The following is a 19,192-nucleotide window of genomic DNA, read 5'->3' as shown; positions in this document are numbered from 1 at the left end:
TTACCCCTCCCCGATCCTTTACTTCTTCGTCTTCACCCAGGCCGCGACCTGCTCTCGCTGGCGCGGACGGTTGGCGATGCGTTCCGTGAGCGCGGTCAGCGCCTGCACCACCGGCTTGGCCTCATCGGCCGGAAGCGTCGCGGCATAGGCCTCCACCTTGGCGACCATGGCCGGATTGGTGCTGGACGCCACGATGCGCGCGAAGAAGCGCGCACGGCCGGAATGCTCGATCAGCGCGTCGACACGGGCCTGATTGGCGCGGACGAAGTCGAAGGCCATCTCCGGATGCGCGCGGGCGACCGAGGTGATGATCTGCGAAGCGCTGGTGGCATCGGGCGTGCCCGAAATCGCCAGCGCCAGCGCTTCCTTCGCCAGCGCCTCGTCGCTTACGAGGCCGAGATCGGCGTAATACAGCTGGCGCTCGACGAAGCCGGTCGCGCCGGTCGCCAGCTTGCGCAGCAGTTCCCAGTCCGCACGGTTGGCGTTGGCCGCCGCCACGCCGAGCCAGGTGCCCTTGAGCGGACCGTCGAGCGACTTGGGATCGGCAGCCAACCCCTGAAGGCGGCGACGCGCCTCAGCCACGACACGCGGATCGCCCACGCCGCCCAGCGCGTCGATAAGCTGCGCGCGCAGCTGGGTATCGACGAGCGGTTCGTCGGCGACCGGATCGAAGCCCAGCTTGGCCAGACGCGGCGACCATTTGGCGGAGATCATGCCGCCGATGCGGTCCTTGGCCGGGCCCTTTTCAAGCAGGTCATAGACGTTCTGCCACCGTGCCACGGCCTTGCCCGCCAGCGTGGCGTCAGCATTGCCGGGGATAGCCGACAGCAGGTCGAGGCCGACCGACATGTCCTGATAACCGGCGAACGACAGCGAGAGGTTGTCGCGCACCAGACCGTACTGGTCGATCGGCGCCAGCGTGCCGAAAGCGGTCTTCAGCGCCTTGATCGCGCTCGCCGAATAGAGCGTGCGATAGTAGCCGAGTTGGCCTGCGTTCACGAGCACCGGGCCGCAGCCGGGCAGCATCACGCTCTCGTTCCGAGCCGTCATCAGGTGGCGCACGGGCGCCGCATCACCCACGCGCACCAGCAGCGGCATCGGCCAGAGCGGTGCTTCGCCGCCGCGCGTTGCCGGATCGAGCGAGAACGCGTCCTGCGTCAGGTCGAGACGGGTCTGCCCGCCCGCGCACGAAACCGCGTTGACGCGCAGCAGCGGCACGCCCGGCGTGTGGGTGAAGGCCTCGGCAATGCGGTCGACGTCCTTGCCGCCGGCATCCTCCATCGCCGCCCAGAGATCGCGGCTGGAGGTGTTCGAATAGGCATGGCGCTTCATGTAGAGACGCATGCCGTCGCGCCAGGTATCGGGCCCGACATAGTCTTCGAGCATGGCGATGACCGCCTGCCCCTTCTGGTAGGTGATCGAATCGAAAGCCTGCTCCATCTCGGAAACAGTGCGCACCTTCTGCACCACCGGGTGCGTGGTCGGCAGCGCGTCGAGCGCCATGGCGCCTTCGCGGCCGTCGATGCCGCCCAGCTTCCAGTTCCACTCCGGGTGGAAGTGATCGGTGACCTTGTCGGCCATCCAGCTTGCGAAGCCCTCGTTCAGCCAGATGTCGTCCCACCAGGCCATGGTCACGAGATCACCGAACCACTGGTGCGCGGTTTCGTGCGCCTGCACCGAATAGATCGACTGCTTGCCCGAAGGGCTGGTGATGGCCGGATCCATGAGCAGGATGCGCTCGAACGTCATGATCGCGCCCCAGTTCTCCATCGCGCCGAAGAACTGCGAAGTGCCGGGGGCAGCGATGTTGTCGAGCTTGGGCAGCGGGAACTTCACGCCGAAGTAATCGTCATACCACGGCAGGATCTGGGCGAGGCCTTCGCGCGCGTAATCGGCCTGCTTGCCGCTGCCGGTGGGCGCGACGATGCCGACATCGACGCCGTCCGCCGCCATTTGCGAGGACCGCTCGAAGTCTCCCACGCCGAAGAACAGCAGGTAGGAACTCATCTTCGGCGTCGTGCCGAAGGTCACGCGCTTGAGGCCGCCGGGAAGCACTTCCTGCCCCTTCACCGGCATGTTGCTCAGCGCCATGCGATCGGCCGGGACGATGGCCGAGAGATCGAACGTCGCCTTGTAGCTGGGCTCGTCGAAGCTGGGGACGAAGCGGCGGGCATCCGGCGCCTCGAACTGGGTGAACAGGCCGCGCACTTCCTTGCCCGTACGCTTGTCGGGATAGTCGAGCGCGAAGAGGCCCGAGGGCTGCGTGCCGATCTTGCCGGTGTAGACGATATCGAGGCGATACTGCCCTGCCGCGATGGTTGCTGGGGCCGCGAAGTGCAGCGTCTGCGCGGCTTCGTCCGCGGTCACGGTAAGCGCGACCGGCTTGCCACCTGCGGGAACCAGCGAGGCACTGGAGACGGTCAGGCCATTGCCGTGCAGCGTCAGTGCGTCGGTGGCGGAAAAGACCGTCACGTCGATCGAGACATTGCCCTTGAAGGTCAGCGCCTGCGCGTCGGGCGTCACTTCGATGCGGTAGTGGGTGGGCCGGGCGTTGCGCGGCAAGTCGCTCGGGACGCTCTCGGCAAGCGGTGCGAGCGTGGCGGCGGGCACTGCCGGCGCGGCAGCGGCGAAAGCGTGGGCGGATATGGCGAAGGCGATCACGGCACCGGCCGTGGCAAAATTACGCAGGGAAGAACGCATGGGGGGCGAAAGCTCCGGGATATCGGGTAGTGCTGCGCAGACAGAACGCCGCGCCAGTCATGCGCGCGTGGTAGCGCGAAATGTCGCGGAGCGGCCATGTCGTTCGTCGATGGGAGTCGGCCGTTCGACCTGTCGCATCTTTATCGTCGTTCCCGCGAAGGCGGGGCCCCGCGTCCTTCTTCAAGCTTGAGGCAGTTCCAAGGAAGCGGGGCCCCCGCCTTCGCGGGGGCGACGGGTTTGGTTGTTGAACCTTAAACCAGAACCTCAAATCAAATGTCTGCGAACTCACGTCATTGCGAGCGCAGCGAAGCAATCCAGAGCGGTTTACGCGGCTCTGGATTGCTTCGCTGCGCTCGCAATGACGATGACCCTGCGGCGATCCGTTTCCCGCCCTGCCCTCACCCGCCCGGGTGGTAGAAGTCGTAAATCGTCTGCGCCACCGCCGCACTGACGCCGGGCGCGCGCTGAAGGTCTTCCAGACTGGCCGCCCTCACCTTCCCCGCCGTGCCGAAGTGCAGCAAAAGCGCGCGTTTGCGAGCCGGGCCGATGCCGGGAATCTCGTCCAGCGGGCTGGCCGTGATGGCGCGGCTGCGCTTCGCCCGGTGGGCGCCGATCACGTAACGGTGGACCTCGTCCCGCAGCCGCTGGAGGTGGAACAGCAGCGGTGAATTGACCGGCAGCATCTTCTCGCGCCCGTCGGGGAAGTGGAAAATCTCGCGCCCCTCGCGGCCATGGTTCGGGCCCTTGGCGATGGCGATGAGGTTCACATCCTCGATGCCGAGTTCCTCCAGCGCGTCCTTCACCGCGCTCATCTGGCCCTTGCCGCCGTCGATCAGCACGAGGTCCGGCCACATGCCGCTTTCGCGTTCAGGGTCTTCCTCCTGAACGCGGGCGAAGCGGCGGGTCATGACTTCGCGCATCATCGCGAAGTCGTCATTGCTCTGCGCCTCGCGGATGTTGAACTTGCGGTACTGGTTGGTGAGGAAGCCCTCCGGCCCCGCCACAACCATCGCGCCAACCGCCTTGCTGCCCTGGATATGTGAGTTGTCGTAGACTTCCACGCGCTGAGGCAAGTCCGGCAGTTCGAGGAATTCCGCCATTTCGCGCCAGATTTTCGCCTGCGAGCCACGCTCCGCCATGCGGCGGTCGAGCGCTTCGACGGCGTTCCGGGTTGCCTGATCCATCAGGCGACGACGGTTGCCGCGCTGAGGCACCGAAATCTCGACCTTGCCCCCAGCCAGTTCGCGGAAAGCCTCGGCCATCAATTCGGCCTCGGGCAATTCGCGGTCGACAAGGATCGTGCGCGCCGGGGGTACTTCCTCATAGAACTGCGCGAGGAAGCTTTCGAACACCTCCTCCTCGGAGAGCCCCTCGGTGTGCGTCGGGAAGAAGGCGCGGTGGCCCCAGTTCTGGCCGCCGCGAATGAAGAAGGCCTGGATGCCGACCTGCCCGTTCTTGCAGGCCATCGCGAAGATGTCGGCGCTGTCCATGCCCTCGGCATTGATCGCCTGACTGCCCTGAATGAACGTCGCCGCGCGCAGCCGGTCGCGCAGCATGGCGGCGCGCTCGAAGTCCAGCGCTTCGGCGGCTTCGGCCATCTGGCTCTCGATCTTCTTCTGCACCGCGCTCGACTTGCCGCCGAGGAAGTCCTTGGCCTCCTTCACGAGTTCGCCGTAGCCCGCCTCGTCGATGCGGCCCACGCAAGGCGCCGAGCAGCGCTTGATCTGATAGAGCAGGCAAGGCCGGTCGCGCCGCGAGAAGAAGCTGTCTGTGCAGCTGCGCAGCAGGAACAGCTTCTGCAGCGCGTTGATCGTGGTGTTGACCGAACCGGCGCTGGCGAAGGGGCCGTAATAGTCGCCCTTCATCTTGCGCGCACCGCGATGCTTCATGATGCGCGGGAAGTCATGTTCGGCCCGCAAGAGGATGAACGGGAACGATTTGTCGTCCCGCAGCAGCACGTTGTAGGCCGGACGGAAGCGCTTGATTAGCTGCGCTTCCAGCAGCAGCGCCTCGGCCTCCGAATTGGTGGTGACGATGGTCATGCTGCGCGTCTGGCTGACCATGCGCTGAAGCCGGATCGGCAGCCGTTCCCACTGCGTATAGTTGGCGACGCGGTTCCTCAACACCCGCGCCTTGCCGACATAGAGCACATCGCCGCGCGCATCCTGCATGCGGTAGACGCCCGGCTTCGACGGCAGCGTGCGAACCGTCTCGCGGATGACCTCCACGCCTTGCTGGAGATCGGGCTGATCGGAGCCGCGCAGGGTGAAAGTCGCCTGCTCCTCATTGAAGCGTGCGGTGCCCTTGGGGTGTTCGGGAGTTCCGGCAGGTGTTCGCGCCATTCCCGCCAGATAGGATATCGCGGCCGGATCGGGTAGACCCGGCCGCGATCAATCCTCAGAGGTGTTTTCGAAAATCCGCCGTCCGCGGATTTTGCGATGGCCTCAGAACATCTTGCGCAGATCGATCCCGATCACGCGGCCCTGCGGATTGCGATAGGCCGGTTGATAGGCAATCGGCACTTCGCCGTTGTCGTCGGTGACCTTCTGGCGCGTATCGAACAGATTGTTCGCCACGAACGAAACGCGCATCCCCTTGAGGATCGGCATTTTCTTCACCAGTTCGGTATTGCGGCTGAGATCCGCGAAAATGCGCAAGTTGGCGACGAAAGTGCTGCCGAAGTGCAAGTCCGAACTGGTCGGCGCGCCTGTGCCGTCCACCGTGCTGGGCGCATCCCATTCGGCCTTCAGGCGCAGGCCGTAGCCATTCACGAACATGCCGCCCTCGGCCTCGATCACGTGGCGCGGCACGCCGCCCGCCGTCAGTGCACCGCCGTTGAGCTGGTCGAGCACCGGCACGCCATCGGCGATCTTCACGTCATCGGTGAAGCGCCAGGTGTGGTAGATCGAGAAGTTCCAGCGCGCGCCTTGTGGGCCGCGTCCGCCACCCATCATCGGCGGCGGACCGCCGAAGCCGCCCCCACCGCCGGAGCCGCCAGAGCCGCCACCGCCGGAATGGCCAGCGCCGCCCGCAGCGGATCCGCCACCCGCGCCGCCCGGTGGGGGACCGCCCGGAGGCGGGCCGCCGAAGCCGCCGGGGCCGCCCTGCGGCTGCGCACCGATATTGCCCGAAAGATTGAAGCCCCAGCGGATGCGCGAACTGGTCTCTTCGGCGAATGTCACCGCACGGCGATCCACCGCCGTCAGGTTGCCCTCGTCATCGCGCGTCACGCGGTCCGGGAAGGCCGCCTCAACCGCAGGCGTGAGCATCGGGAACGCCTCGGAGACATTGCTCGAATGGTTGTGGAAGTACTCCACCACCATGTTCGAGCGCTGCATGAACGGCAGTTGCCATGTCGCCGAAAGCTTGATGTCGCGCTGCATTTCCTTGACGAGATCGGGATTGCCGCCGCTCGTCACCGTCACCAGCGCGGTCTGGTTCGTGGTGAAGTCGTAGACCGACACATTGTAGGTCTGCACTACCGGCGCACCTAGTTGGACCAAGGTCGGCGCGGCCTCGTTGACCAGATAGCTCGCCTGGAACGTCAGCTTGCCGGTGGGCGACCAGGTCAGCCCCGCGCTCCAGTCCGTCAGCGTGCCGAAGTCCGACAAGTTGTCGAGCCCGCCGCTCAAGTTGAGCGTGATATCGCCGATCGCGCCGAGCACATCGTTGTTGCGGCTGGTCAGCGGCACCGCGAGGTTGAGGCCGCCGGAAACGTCCCCGCGCGTGAGGCCCACCATGCCCGTCTTCGAGGCCGAGTTCTCGCTGGCGCTGTGCGTATAGTCGTAGCCGCCCTTGAAGGTCAGGTTGGCATCGCCCGCCGGCATCGTGAAGGGACGGCCCGAAAGCGTCGCCAACGACGACAGCGTGGTCGTGCGATTGCGCGCTTCGTCCACGCCCGCGCCCGGCACGACAGGCAGCGCGCCGTCGATGGCGAGCGCGCCCGATTTCGCCGCGTCGACCAGACCCGAGGTGTCGCGCGGACGGTCTGTATCGGTCTCGGTAATCGTGTAGCCGGCGTCATTGGTGACGTTGAAATTCCAGCCACCAAGCATGCGGCTGTAGCCGAGGCCGGCCTGGAATTCGTTGGTCTCCACCCGCGTCGCCAGCGGATCGGGCAAAGTGCGAACGGCAGAATCGCCGTCATGGACCAGCTTGACCGTATCGAGGCCGGACCAGGCGTTCGTCACCGAATGCGTGAACGTGCCATTGGTGGTGAACGAGCCGTCGAACCCGTCCTTGCCGATCCCCTGCGTCATCGTGCCGTTCAGCGTGAACTCGGAATCGGCGGCCGCCAGACTGCGGTAGCGCGCCGGATCGGGATCGCCCGCCACGGTCGGCAGCGAGTCCGGATCCTGCCGCACGTCGCGCTCGTTTTCCGTCAACATCGAAGTGTCGGTGTACTTGGCGGCCACGTTGAAGCGGCGCGGTCCGACGGCCTTGAAGAACCCGCTTTCCAACTCGTAATTGTCGTAGCCACCACGGGTCGGCAGATTGTACTCGCCCGAAACCGTGGTCGCGGAGAACTTCTTCTTGAGGATGATGTTCACCACCCGCTGGTTGGCTGGATAGCCGAAACGCAGCGCCACTTCCTCGGGCAGAACCTCCATGCGGCGGATCGCTTCGGGCGGAATGTCACGCATCTCGCGGAAGCTGGTGATGCGCTGGCCATTGACGAGGATCACCGGACGCCCGTCCCCGCGCCCACGCCCACTGCCGGTCTGCGGCGAAATCGCATCGATCAGGTCGGCAATCGAATTGACGCCGTAAGCGGCAATGTCATCCTCGTCATACGTCTGGATCGGCTGGCTGGGCACTTCGAGCTGCCCGGCGATACGCGCGGCGGTGACCACGATTTCATGCCCGTTGCTCTTCACCGTCGGTGCCGGCGTGGATTCGTCGGTTGCCGCCAACGATGTGGGCACGGCTGGCACAGCGACGCTCGCATCCGCAGGCTGGGCATGAGTCTCCTGAGCACTGGCCAGTGCCGGAACCATCGCCGACAGGCTGACGCCCGCCGCGAGTGGGATCAGATGAACGCAACGCAACTCAGGATCTCCGCCAAAAAGATATAGTTTCCCCACCCGGCGGCGCTGATGCCGCGACTGCGAAAAGGTCGCAAGGCGGCGCCGGGTAACATTTTGTCGCAACTGGAGAACCCGTCACCGCAGGGGTACCCAAATGGGTCAAGTGTTCGCCAAGGCTTCCATTTTTGGCGAGTCGTGGCTATGTCGCGCCGCGACGACACAACAAGCTCACGGACTAGATCGCCGATGGCGAAAGAAGAACTCCTTGAAATGCGCGGCCGCGTGGTCGAACTGCTCCCGAACGCCATGTTCCGTGTAGAGCTCGAAAACGGCCACGAAATCCTCGGTCACACTGCGGGCAAGATGCGCAAGAACCGCATCCGCGTGCTGGTCGGAGACGAAGTTCTGGTCGAACTGACCCCCTATGACCTCACCAAGGGTCGTATCACCTACCGTTTCATGCCTGGTCGCGGTGGCCCCGGTCAGTACTGACGCCGCGTCCCCCAGCGGGGACGCCATCGCACCGCGTATCGACGCTTCTGCACAGCTGCAGTTGATCCTCGCTTCGGCGAGCCCGCGCCGCCGCGAACTGATCGGCCGGCTGGGCCTTACGCCGCACGCGATCATCGCCGCCGACATCGACGAAACGCATGACCCGCGCGAGCACCCGCGCGCCTACGCCCGTCGCATGGCGCGCGAGAAAGCGCTCGCGGTTGTCGCAGATCATGCCCATGTCCTTGCCGGAGACACCGTGGTCGCCTGCGGCCGCCGCGTGCTGCCCAAGGCCGAGGACGAGAAGACCGCGCGCGAATGCCTGACTCTGTTGTCCGGCCGTCGCCACCGCGTGCTTTCCGCAATCGCCCTGAAATCGCCCGACGGCACGCTGCGCGAGCGGCTGTCCGAAACGATCGTCCGCTTCAAGGCACTCTCCCGCGAGGAGATCGAGGGCTATATCGCCGGCGGCGAATGGCACGGCAAGGCGGGCGGCTACGCCATCCAGGGCAGCGCCGAGGGGCTTATCACCGCGATTTCCGGCAGCCATTCCGGCGTCGTTGGCCTGCCGCTCTACGAGACCCGCGCGCTGCTCAAGGCCGCGGGGTTCGCGATTGCCTGAATGGCTCGTCGAGGACGGGATCGGCGAATCCCGCGCGGTCCTTGTCGACAATGGCGAGGTGCTCGCCGCCCGGCTTGACTGGGACGACGACCTGAGGGCGGGCGAAGTCGCCGAGGCGGTGCTGACCTCGCGCGCGAAAGGATCGAAGCGCGGCACGGCACGCTTCGCATCGGGCGCGGAGGCACTGGTGGATGGTCTTCCCGCCGACGCCAGCGAGGGCCGCGCCCTGCGGCTTGTCGTCACCCGCGCCGCCATGGCGGAAACGGGAAGGCTCAAGCGCGCGCAGGCAAGACCCACGGAACATCAAGTCCGCCCTGCTCCTTCGCTGGCCGAATCGCTACGGGAGACCGGATTGCCGGTCCGCACCGTGCGCGCTTTCCCTGAAGATCCCTGGCCCGAACTTTTCGCGGAAGCCTTCGCGGGCGAGATCACGTTCGACGGCGGCGCGATCCTCGTGATCCCGACCCCCGCGATGACGCTGATCGATATCGACGGTACCCTGCCGCCGTCCACCCTCGCCCGTGCGGCCGTCCCCGCCATCGCGCGCGCGGTGGAGCAGTTCGACCTGGGCGGCTCGATCGGCATCGATTTCCCCTCGCTGGAGCGCAAGGACGACCGCCGCGCCGTGGACGAGGCCATGGCGGCCGCACTCGACCATTGGCCGCACCAGCACACCGCAATGAACGGATTCGGATTCGTCCAATTGGTGGCACGGCTGGAGCGCCCCTCGATCCTCCACCGCCTGCGCCACGATCCTGCCGGAGCCTGTGCCCGCCTGCTGCTGCGCCGCGCCGAGCGCATTGCGGAGCCCGGCACGTTGCTGCTGACTGCCCATCCGCGCGTGCGGGCGAAAGTCCTGCCGCAGTGGGAGGCGGACCTCGCACGCCGCACCGGCCGCACGCTGCGGTGGCAGGAGGACGCGACGCTTGCGCTCACCGGCGGATTCGCGCAGGCGATCACATCATGACCACGAAAATCCGCAAGTGCCCGATCTGCGGCAAGCCGCGCAGCGAAGAACACACGCCGTTCTGTTCGAAGGGCTGCCGCGACCGCGACCTCGTGAAGTGGCTGGCCGACGGCTATGCCCTGCCCGGCCCGCCCGCCGATCCGGACGTACCCGAAATTTTTCCACAGGACGATTGAAGCGGCACTGTCATTTTAGGGTTGCCAAGCTCAGCGCCCTTCGCCATAGGCCCGCCACCGACACGGAACGGTCGCTTCGGCACCGCACCGAACCAGGGATGCCCGGGTAGCTCAGTTGGTAGAGCACATGACTGAAAATCATGGTGTCGGCGGTTCGATCCCGTCCCCGGGCACCACTTCCTTAACCGGAAGTGGTGCCTTTTTCTTTGCGCCACTCGCGCACTTCCCCTGCCCACACATTCGGAATGGATCGCACATCGTCGTGCTGTCATGGCGATTCGCGAAGCCGCGACCGGCAACATAGCCTCCAGGACCGATTCGGGCTGCGCTGAGCTGAAAAACGCCCCCACCGTTCGACTTTCCTGTTCATCGCAAGTGTCGGAAATCGCAATTAGTCACAAATTGTCGCACCCGCGAAATGGCGACTTGCGAAGCCTCGCGAATGCCTTGATAGCTCGCGCATCCTTCGACACGCGGTGCGCAACTTGAAATCCACCATGCCCACGATGCTTCCGGCCTTTCCGATGCGCCGGACCACTCTCACGCTGATCCTTGCCTCGCTTCTGGTCGGATGCTCCGGTCAGGGTGCAAAGGATGCATCGAAGCATCCGACGCAAGTCGGCTACATCGTTGCCCAGCCTTCGACCGTCCCGCTCGCGGTGACGCTGAACGGCCGCACCGTGGCTTTCGAAACCTCGGAAGTCCGCCCGCAGGTCAACGGCGTGATCGTCAAGCGCTACTTCACCGAAGGCAGCTACGTTCGCGCCGGCCAGCAGCTGTTCCAGATCGATTCAAGCCTCTACCGGGCGGCGGTCAATCAGGCGCAGGCCGATCTCACCAGCGCCCGCGCCACCGCAGAGGCCGCCAGCGCCAAGGCGGATCGCTACAAGCCGCTCGCGGACATGGAGGCGGTTGCCAAGCAGGACTATGCCGATGCGCTGGCCACCGCCCGCTCGGCCCGCGCCTCGATCGCGCAGAATGCCGCGGCGCTGGACACCGCGAAGACCAATCTGCGCTTCACCACGGTCCCGGCCCCGATCAGCGGCCGCATCGGCCGTTCGCTGTTCACCGTCGGCGCGCTCGCCAGTGCCAGCCAGGCCGATCCGCTTGCCGTGATCCAGCGCATGGACCCGATCTATGTCGACATGCAGCAGTCGGCGGCGGACATCACCGCGCTGCGCCGCAGACTGGCGGCTGGCGGCATCAATCCGGGCAGCACCACGGTTCACCTGAAGTTCGACGACGGCAGCAAATACGCTTACGCCGGAACCGTGCAGTTCTCCGAAGTGACGGTGGACGAAGGCACCGGCACGGTGACCTTGCGCGCCAAGTTCCCGAACCCGGACGGCCTGCTGCTGCCGGGCATGTTCGTCTCGGCGATCTTCGACCAGGCCAACGACCCCAATGCCTTCCTCATCCCGCAGAACGCCGTCCAGCGTGACTTCGATGGCTCTGCCTTCGTCATGACGGCGGGCGACGACGGCAAGGCCGGTCGCCGCAAAGTCGTCGCGGACCGCACCAGCGGCGCCTATGTCGTGGTAACGTCCGGGCTCCAGCCCGGAGACAAAGTCATCGTGCAGGGCCTGAACGGCCTGAAGCTCGGCACCGAAATCAAGGCGGTGCCATCGACGGCGCCGCAGAAGGTGGAACCGCGGGCTGCCAAGCCCGGTGAAACCGGCGCGAAGGGCCACTGATCCTCCCATGTCCCGGATATTCATCGACAGGCCGATCTTCGCCTGGGTTCTCGCCATCATCGTCATGCTGGCCGGCGCCGGCGCGCTGGTTTACCTGCCCAACGAGCAGTATCCGGACATCGCGCCCGCGCAGGTCAATATCCGCGCGACCTACAACGGCGCCTCGGCCGAAACGATCGAGAACAGCGTCACCCAGATCATCGAGCAGCAGCTGACCGGCATCGACGGCCTGCTATACTTCTCGTCGCAATCCTCGAACCGTGGCCAGGCCACGATCAGCGCGGTCTTCGCCAAGGGTACCGACCCCGACATCGCGCAGGTGCAGGTCCAGAACAAGGTCCAGTCCGCGCTCTCGCGCCTGCCGCAGGCGGTGCAGAGCCAGGGCGTTACCGTCACCAAGTCGAACCCCGACCAGCTGCTGCTGGTGGCCGTCTACGACGAGACCGACGGGCGTTCGAACCAGGACGTTTCGGACTACCTGACCTCGAACATCCAGGACCCGCTCTCGCGCCTTGAAGGCGTGGGCGACGTCAACGTGTTCGGCGCGCCGCACGCGATGCGCATCTGGCTCGATCCCGCCAAGCTGGCCGCCGTCTCGCTGATGCCGAGCGACGTGACCACGGCGATCACCGCGCAGAACACCGAAGTCGCCGCAGGTGAAATCGGCGGCCTCCCCGCGCCGCAGGATCAGGCGATCGACGCCATCGTCACCGCCGGTTCGCGCCTGCAAACGGCCGACCAGTTCCGCGACATCGTGCTCAAGACCAACAGCGACGGCTCGACGGTAACGATCGGCGACGTCGCCCGTGTCGAGATCGGCGCGGACAATTACAGCACGATCAGCCGCATCAACGGGCACCCCGGTGCCGGTATCTCGATCTCGCTTTCGCCGGGCGCCGACGCGCTGGCGACGGCCGAGCGCGTGAAGGCGGCGATGTCGCAGCTTGCCGTGGGCATGCCCGATGGCCTTGCCTACGATTACGGCAACGATTCCACGGCGTTCATCAAGCTGTCGGTCTCCGAAGTCGAAAAGGCGCTGTTCGAGGCGATCGTGCTGGTCGTCATCGTCATGTTCGTGTTCCTGCAGAGCTGGCGCGCCACGCTGATCCCGGCCATTGCCGTGCCGGTGGTGCTGCTGGGCACCTTTGCGGTGTTCTACATCGCCGGGTTCACGATCAACACGCTGACGCTGTTCGGCCTTGTCCTTGCGATCGGCCTGCTGGTCGACGACGCCATCGTCGTCGTCGAGAACGTCGAACGATTGCTGGAGGAAAATCCGGGCATGACCGCCCGGCAGGCGACCATCAAGTCGATGGAGGAAATCCAGGTCGCGCTGATCGCCATCGCGCTGGTGCTGTCTGCCGTGTTCCTGCCGATGGCCTTCTTCGGCGGCTCGACCGGCGTGATCTACCGCCAGTTCTCGCTGACGATCGTCGTTGCCATGGTGCTCTCGGTGCTGGTGGCGTTGATCCTCAGCCCCGCACTGACTGCAACGCTGCTCAAGGCCAAAGTCCACGGCAAGGAAGAGCCGACCTGGTTCGACCGCCACGTGCCGTGGCTGGCGAACTTGTGGCTGCGCTTCCACACCGGCTTCAACAACGGCTTCGAGCGCCTGACCAACGGCTATGTCCGCCGCGTCGAGCACGTGGTCGCGCACAAGTGGCGCTGGCTCGGGCTGTTCCTGATCGCCTGTGCCGCAACGTATTTCCTGTTCCACCGACTGCCCACCGGCTTCCTCCCCAACGAGGACCAGGGTTCGATCATGGTGCAGTGGCGCCTGCCTGCAGGCTCGCCGCGCACGCGCACCGAAGACGTGCAGCACAAGATCGAGCAGTATTTCGCGACGTACGAAAAGGGCAACGTCGAGAACATGTTCACCGTCTCGGGCGGCGGACAGGGCGCGGCCGGCCAGAACACCGGACAGGCCTTCATCACGCTGGTCGATTGGGACAAGCGTCCGGGTTCGAAGAACACCGCCGATGCCATCGTCCAGCGCGCCAACGGGGCCTTCAAGGGGCTGCGCGACGCACAGGTCTTCACGCTGGTTCCCGGCGCAATTCGCGGCCTCGGTCAATCGTCCGGCTTCACCATGGAGCTTCAGAACCGCTCGGGCATGACCCGTTCGCAGTTCCAGCAGGCGCGTGACCAGCTGCTGAGCAAGGCCGCTGCCGACAGCCGCCTGACCAACGTGCGCCTAAGCGACCTTCCCGAAGTCTCGACCCTGAAGATCGCCACGAACACGCGCGCGCTCACGGCCTATGGCCTCACCGCCGCGAACGTGAACAACACGCTGCAAACGGCGTGGGGCGGCACGTACGTGAACGACTTCCTCGACAAGGGCCGCGTGAAGAAGGTCTACGTTCAGGGCGACGCGCAGTTCCGCTCGCGCCCCGAAGATCTCGCGCGCTGGTTCGTGCGCGGTTCGAACGGGCAGATGGCGCCCTTCTCGGCCTTCTCGACGCAGAGCTGGTCAACCGCGCCAAGCTCGACCTCGCGCTTCAACGGCCTGCAGGCCTATGAATTCTCGGGCACTCCGTCGCCGGGCGTCAGCTCGGGCCCGGCGATGCAGATCATGCAGGATCTGGCCAGCCAGATCCCCGGCACCGCCGTCGCATGGTCGGGCTCGTCCTATCAGGAGCGCCTGTCCTCGGGTCAGGCCCCAGTGCTCTACGCACTGTCGCTGCTGGTCGTGTTCCTGTGCCTTGCCGCGCTTTACGAAAGCTGGTCGATCCCGATCGCGGTGATCATGGTCATTCCGCTCGGCCTGCTGGGCGCGGTTCTGGCGGTCACGCTGCGCGGGCTTGAGAACGACGTTTATCTGCAGATCGGCCTGCTCACGACCATGGGCCTTGCCGCCAAGAACGCGATTCTCATGATCGAGTTCGCGGAAATGGCCGAAAAGCAGGGCAAGCGCGTGATCGAAGCGGCACTGGAAGCTGCCCGCATCCGCCTGCGTCCGATCCTGATGACCAGCTTCGCCTTCATCTTCGGCGTGCTGCCGCTGGCCGTGGCAAGCGGCGCAGGCGCCAACAGCCGCATCGCCATCGGTACGGCCGTGGTCGGCGGCATGCTGACCGCGACGCTGCTGGCGATCTTCTTCATCCCGCTGTTCTTCGTGCTCGTACGCCGGGGCGTGCGCGATGGCCTTGCCGCTGTCCGTCACCAGATCCAGAAGCGCCGCGAAGCGAAGGGAGACGCCGCATGATCCGCTCCCGCACCCTGAAGCTGGCGGCACTTGCCCTGCCCGCCATGGCCCTGAGTGCCTGCTCGATGGCGCCGAAGTACGTGCAGCCGACGCCGCCGGTCTCGCAATCGTGGCCGGTGGGCGATGCCTATCTTGCGCAGAGCGAGGCGAACCTCCCGCTGGTTTCCTACACCGAGATCTTCCGCGACCCGCGCTTGCAAAAGCTGGTCGAACAGGCGCTCACCGAAAACCGCGACTTGCGCGTGGCAGCGGCCAATCTCGCCGCAGCCCGCGCGCAAGTGCGCGTGACCCGGGCGGACCAGATCCCCGCGATCGGCGCCACCGCATCGGTCACGCGCAACGAAGTCAACGGATCGGGCGATGCCACCGCGCTTTCGCTCAAGGGCGGCATTTCCAGCTTCGAGATCGACTTTTTCGGCAAATACGCCAGCGCCACCGAAGCCCAGCGCAACACGGCGCTCTCGACCGAAGCCGCTGCCCGCACCGTCCGCCTCGGCCTCGTCGCCGATCTGGCGCAGGCCTGGGCGAACTATGGTGCCGACCGCGACCTGCTGAACATCGCGAAGGCCACGGCTGACAACGCCCAGCACTCGGTCGTGCTCAACACCGCGCGCCTCAAGGGCGGCGTCGCACCGCGCACCGACCTGAGGCAGGCCGAACAGGTCCTGGAAACGGCCAAAGGCGACCTTGCGGCGCAGACCGCCCTGCTCGCGCAGGACGTGAACGCGATCCGCCTGCTGGTCGGCGCCGATTTCGACGAGAGCCTGCTTCCCGGCGGCATCGACGAGGTCAATGCCCAGCTCGCCGTGCTACCCGCCGGCACCAGCTCGCAGGTCCTGCTGCGCCGTCCCGACGTGGTCGAGGCCGAGTACGAGCTACGTGCCGCCAATGCCGACATAGGTGTCGCTCGGGCCGAACTGTTCCCTTCGATCTCGCTGACCACCCTGCTCGGCTTTGCGAGCGACGGGCTGACTTCGCTCTTCAGCAAGGGCGCCTTCGCGGCCACCGCTGGCGCCGACGCAAACTGGACGATCTTCAACGCGGGCGGCAAGCTGGCCAACGTCGATGTCTCGAAAGCCAAGCGCGATGCTGCGTTGGCGACCTATGAGAAGTCGATCCAGACCGCCTTCAGCGAAGTTTCCGATGCGCTGGCCGATCAGGGCACGCTCGGTGAACGCCTGCGCGCGGCCAGCAGCTACACCAATGCCGCCGCCGACACCGCGCGCCTGACCGAGGCGACATACAAGCAGGGCATCGCCAGCTCGCTCGATAACCTCGATGCCCAGCGCAGCCTCTACACCGCACGCAAGCTGGAAATCGCGACGCGGCTTGCCGTCGCCAGCAACCGCGTCACGCTCTACCGCGTACTCGGCGGCGATCAGGCGACCGCCTCCGAGCCGCCGCGATAAGTCAGCCGAAAATCGGGATGATCTGTGGCAGGTCCACGGTCGTCCTGATACCCGGTGCAGCCGCGCAAACGGCCGGAATCGCATTGACCGGACGATGCGCGGTGAGCCCCGGAGTGAAGGCGGCATAGTCCTCGGGCGCCACCGGGAACATGATGTCCATCCGCACCGGCGTATCGCCGCCGGTGGTCACGCGCCAGCCCGATTCCCGCAGATCCCAGTCGTGCTCGATATCGGTGGTGACGTACCAGTTGGCACGAAAACGCATGATCGGCTCGCCCTTGTGCAGGCAGGTGATCGTGGTGCGCATGGCCCCGACGGTACCCGCCGGCACAGTGCCTGCCGCGATGGTCAGGTCCTGCTTCGTTGCGGAAAGTTCGCCGAACGCCTCGATCGCATCGATCTCAAGGCCCATGGCGTCGGCCACTTGCGAGAGCGAGCTGCCGAAGTCACCCTTGAGATGCTCGGCCCGGCGCTGGTCGAACGGGGCCATTGCCGCACCGAAGCCCATGATCTTGAACAGCATTTCCGGCGAATCGCGGCTCGATACGTCGGCGAATTCGTCGATGGTCAGAACGCCGTGGCGACGCTCCAGCGAGAGCAGCGGGATCGCCAGCGCCTCTGTCACGAAGCCCGGGCTCGATCCGGTGGAGTAGACCGAAGTGCCGCCTTTCGCGCAGGCCGCCTCTACCCGCGCGCGAATGTCGGCATCCATCAGGCGCGGATTGTGGAAGTCGCCGCGCGTGGTGATGACGTTCTTGCCCGAAGCCAGCAACGCGCAAAGCTCGCCCCAATCGGTGCCCTGCCGCATGTAAAGCACGCAATCGGCATCCAGCGCGAGGATATCGTCCAGCGAATTCGTGGCGCGCACGCCGGTAGCCGGCAGCCCGCAAAGTTCGCCCGCGTCCTTGCCCGCCTTCTCGGGTGACGAGACCCAGAGGCCCACAAGCTCCATGCGCGGATGCTCGATCACGGTGCGCAGCGCGCGGCTGCCGACATTGCCCGTGGCCCACTGAACCACGCGCCAGATCTTGTCCTGCATTATATTCTCTCCCGCAATTCGTTGCTTCACCACGCCAGCGAGCGTCAGCCTCGGCAATTCCCTTATGGGGACAGACTGAAAGACGCCTCAGGGCGCCATCCAGCCCACCGTTTCCTGTTTCGGATCGTACGATTCCGCCTTCCAGCGCACGGAGCCGAACGGCCGCTCCAACTGCCGCCGTACGCGGTTGGCCGGGCGCGTCCGGTTGAAGGCGTCGGCGGCGGCCTGGATCTCGTAATCGGCCTCGGTAAAGCGGTCGCGCAGCCGCAGGTAATCGCCCCAGGTCGGGCAATGATAGCGTTCGGTCCAGAGTGACGGATTGGCGATGTCACGCGCGATGGACCACGCGAATCCGCCGTTTCGCTTACGCATGGACTGCATCTTCATCATCGTCGCGTAGAATTCGCGCGCCTGATCGGGATCGACGTCATAGTCCACCTCGATCACCACGGGCCCCGAACGCAGCGTCAGCGCCATGCCGACCTCGGGCTCATGGCCCAGCGGCATTTCGGACGTGCCGCTGGCGGTATCGCGCGCAATCGGCAGGATGAAACCGAGCAGCGCCGTTGCCGCCACCGCCAGCCCCGAGGCGAGCATGGCGTGGGCAACGCCCTGCTGCTGCGCGAATTGCCCCCAGCACCAGGCACCGATGCCGATCCCGGCAGTGATGGCCGAGGAGAACAGCGAAAGCGCACGCGCCGTCACCCAGCGCGGCGCCGAAAGCTGCACGGTGACGTTGAGCATGGCGATGGTCAGGATATTGCAGGCGCCCACTAGCAGGAAAGCCGCGCAGGTCAATATGAGGTCGTGACTGAAGCCGATCACCGCCAGCGCCGCGCCGGTGCCGATCGCGAAGAGGCGCACGGCCATCTCGGTCGAGATCGTCTCGCGGATGCGGCTGACGAAGAGCGCGCCCGTCACCGCGCCAACGCCCTGCGCGCCGAGCAGAAGGCCGTAAGTCGCGGCATTGCCGTGCAGCAGGTCGCGCGCGATCAGCGGCGCCAGTGCGGAAGCGGTTGCAGTGGAAAGCCCAAAGGCCAGCACGCGCAGCAGCGCCGTGCGGATCGCCGGGGCGTGGAGCGCATAACGCGCCCCGCCGAGCATGGCCCGGTCCATCCGTTCCGGCGGCAGCCGCGAAGGTACGTGCCGCCTCCGCCACATGACGAACGCGAAGAACAGCGGAAGGTAGAGCAGCGCGGTCATGCCAAAAACCGCACGGGCCCCGTAGAGCACGACGATAAGACCCCCGAGCGCCGGCCCGAAGCTGCGCGCGACATTGTAGCTGATCGTTCCCAGCGCCACGGCGGCGGGTAGATGCTCGCGCGAGACCTGCTCGGGAATCGAGGCCTGCCAGGACGGCGAATAGAGCGCCACGCCCGCACCGATCAGCGCGCAGAACAGCAGCAATATCCAAGGCGTGACAAGGCCGAGGAACGCGATAGTCGCCAGCACGGCAGCGCAGCATGCGCTGAAAGCAAGCCCGGTCATGGCGATACGGCGGCGGTCGAACATGTCGGCGATGGCGCCCGCAGGCAGTGTCACTACCATCAGCGGCAACATCATCGCGCTCTGCACGAGCGCCACCATTTCCGCCGAACTGGTGAGCCGCGTCATTTCCCATGCCGCGCCGACGCCGAGGAAAAGCTGCCCGAAATTCGAGAACAGGCTGGCCGTCCAGATCCGGCGGAACGTGCCCTCCCGCAAGGGCGCGAATGCGCCGCCCTGCCCGGTTATCACGTCTTGCGATGTTTCGTCGTGGCCGCTGGCCCCCACGCCTTTCCCCTTTATCCTGTCCCTACCCCTTGCTTTGTCCCGCGCATCGCTACCGTCAAGCCGGGCCTGCGCCGCCGTCACGATCTAT

Annotated in this window: 12 protein-coding genes and 1 tRNA gene; 8 read left to right on the top strand and 5 right to left on the bottom strand. The window is 65.9% G+C overall.

The annotated features are described in order from the left end of the window. Positions 1 to 18 precede the first annotated feature (18 nt). From AC1VVK_RS00385 to AC1VVK_RS00375, 3 genes are all read right to left on the bottom strand, one after another. Positions 19 to 2,700 (bottom strand): M1 family metallopeptidase, encoded by a 2,682-nt coding sequence (locus AC1VVK_RS00385; protein WP_482903940.1) that lies wholly within the window; start codon positions 2,698 to 2,700, stop codon positions 19 to 21. A 398-nt stretch (positions 2,701 to 3,098) separates the two neighbouring features. Further along, on the bottom strand, positions 3,099 to 5,042 hold the full coding sequence (gene uvrC / locus AC1VVK_RS00380; protein ID WP_482903939.1) for an excinuclease ABC subunit UvrC: 1,944 nt from the start codon (positions 5,040 to 5,042) through the stop codon (positions 3,099 to 3,101). Positions 5,043 to 5,144: 102 nt separating this feature from the next. Beyond that, the gene (locus tag AC1VVK_RS00375) at positions 5,145 to 7,748 is read right to left on the bottom strand and encodes a TonB-dependent receptor (protein ID WP_482903938.1); all 2,604 of its coding nucleotides are present in this window, start codon (positions 7,746 to 7,748) and stop codon (positions 5,145 to 5,147) included. Between the two features lie 225 nt (positions 7,749 to 7,973). Here AC1VVK_RS00375 and infA point away from each other — a divergent pair, with 225 nt between their 5' ends. From infA to AC1VVK_RS00335, 8 genes are all read left to right on the top strand, one after another. Further along, complete coding sequence (gene infA / locus AC1VVK_RS00370) at positions 7,974 to 8,219, top strand: translation initiation factor IF-1 (RefSeq protein ID WP_007014967.1); 246 nt, start codon at positions 7,974 to 7,976, stop codon at positions 8,217 to 8,219. Next, a complete protein-coding gene (locus tag AC1VVK_RS00365; RefSeq protein ID WP_482903937.1) occupies positions 8,200 to 8,841 on the top strand; it encodes a Maf family protein in 642 nt (213 codons plus the stop codon). Before infA ends, AC1VVK_RS00365 begins: the two co-directional genes overlap by 20 nt. After that, positions 8,834 to 9,808, top strand: coding sequence for a ribonuclease (locus tag AC1VVK_RS00360; RefSeq protein WP_482903936.1), 975 nt, complete (start codon positions 8,834 to 8,836; stop codon positions 9,806 to 9,808). The genes AC1VVK_RS00365 and AC1VVK_RS00360 overlap by 8 nt, the downstream gene beginning before the upstream one ends. After that, on the top strand, positions 9,805 to 9,984 hold the full coding sequence (locus AC1VVK_RS00355) for a DNA gyrase inhibitor YacG (protein ID WP_132385129.1): 180 nt from the start codon (positions 9,805 to 9,807) through the stop codon (positions 9,982 to 9,984). Before AC1VVK_RS00360 ends, AC1VVK_RS00355 begins: the two co-directional genes overlap by 4 nt. Positions 9,985 to 10,084: 100 nt before the next feature. Further along, positions 10,085 to 10,160: transfer RNA gene (locus tag AC1VVK_RS00350), tRNA-Phe, on the top strand. Positions 10,161 to 10,490: 330 nt separating this feature from the next. Further along, entirely contained in the window at positions 10,491 to 11,678 is a 1,188-nt protein-coding gene (locus AC1VVK_RS00345) for an efflux RND transporter periplasmic adaptor subunit (RefSeq protein WP_482905194.1), read from the top strand. Between the two features lie 7 nt (positions 11,679 to 11,685). After that, positions 11,686 to 14,883 carry a multidrug efflux RND transporter permease subunit gene (locus tag AC1VVK_RS00340; protein WP_482903935.1) on the top strand — a complete coding sequence of 1,066 codons (3,198 nt, stop codon included), beginning with the start codon at positions 11,686 to 11,688 and terminating at the stop codon, positions 14,881 to 14,883. Next, positions 14,880 to 16,292 carry an efflux transporter outer membrane subunit gene (locus tag AC1VVK_RS00335; protein WP_482903934.1) on the top strand — a complete coding sequence of 471 codons (1,413 nt, stop codon included), beginning with the start codon at positions 14,880 to 14,882 and terminating at the stop codon, positions 16,290 to 16,292. Before AC1VVK_RS00340 ends, AC1VVK_RS00335 begins: the two co-directional genes overlap by 4 nt. A 1-nt stretch (position 16,293) precedes the next feature. Here AC1VVK_RS00335 and AC1VVK_RS00330 read toward each other — a convergent pair whose 3' ends face one another. Continuing rightward, positions 16,294 to 17,331, bottom strand: a complete 1,038-nt coding sequence (locus tag AC1VVK_RS00330) for an NAD(P)H-dependent amine dehydrogenase family protein (RefSeq protein WP_482903933.1) — start codon at positions 17,329 to 17,331, stop codon at positions 16,294 to 16,296. Between the two features lie 87 nt (positions 17,332 to 17,418). After that, positions 17,419 to 19,104, bottom strand: coding sequence for an MFS transporter (locus AC1VVK_RS00325; RefSeq protein WP_482903932.1), 1,686 nt, complete (start codon positions 19,102 to 19,104; stop codon positions 17,419 to 17,421). Between the last annotated feature and the right edge of the window lie 88 nt (positions 19,105 to 19,192).

This window comes from Novosphingobium sp. BL-S-32 (assembly GCF_056857055.1).
This window is presented reverse-complemented; position numbering and strand designations above follow the sequence as displayed.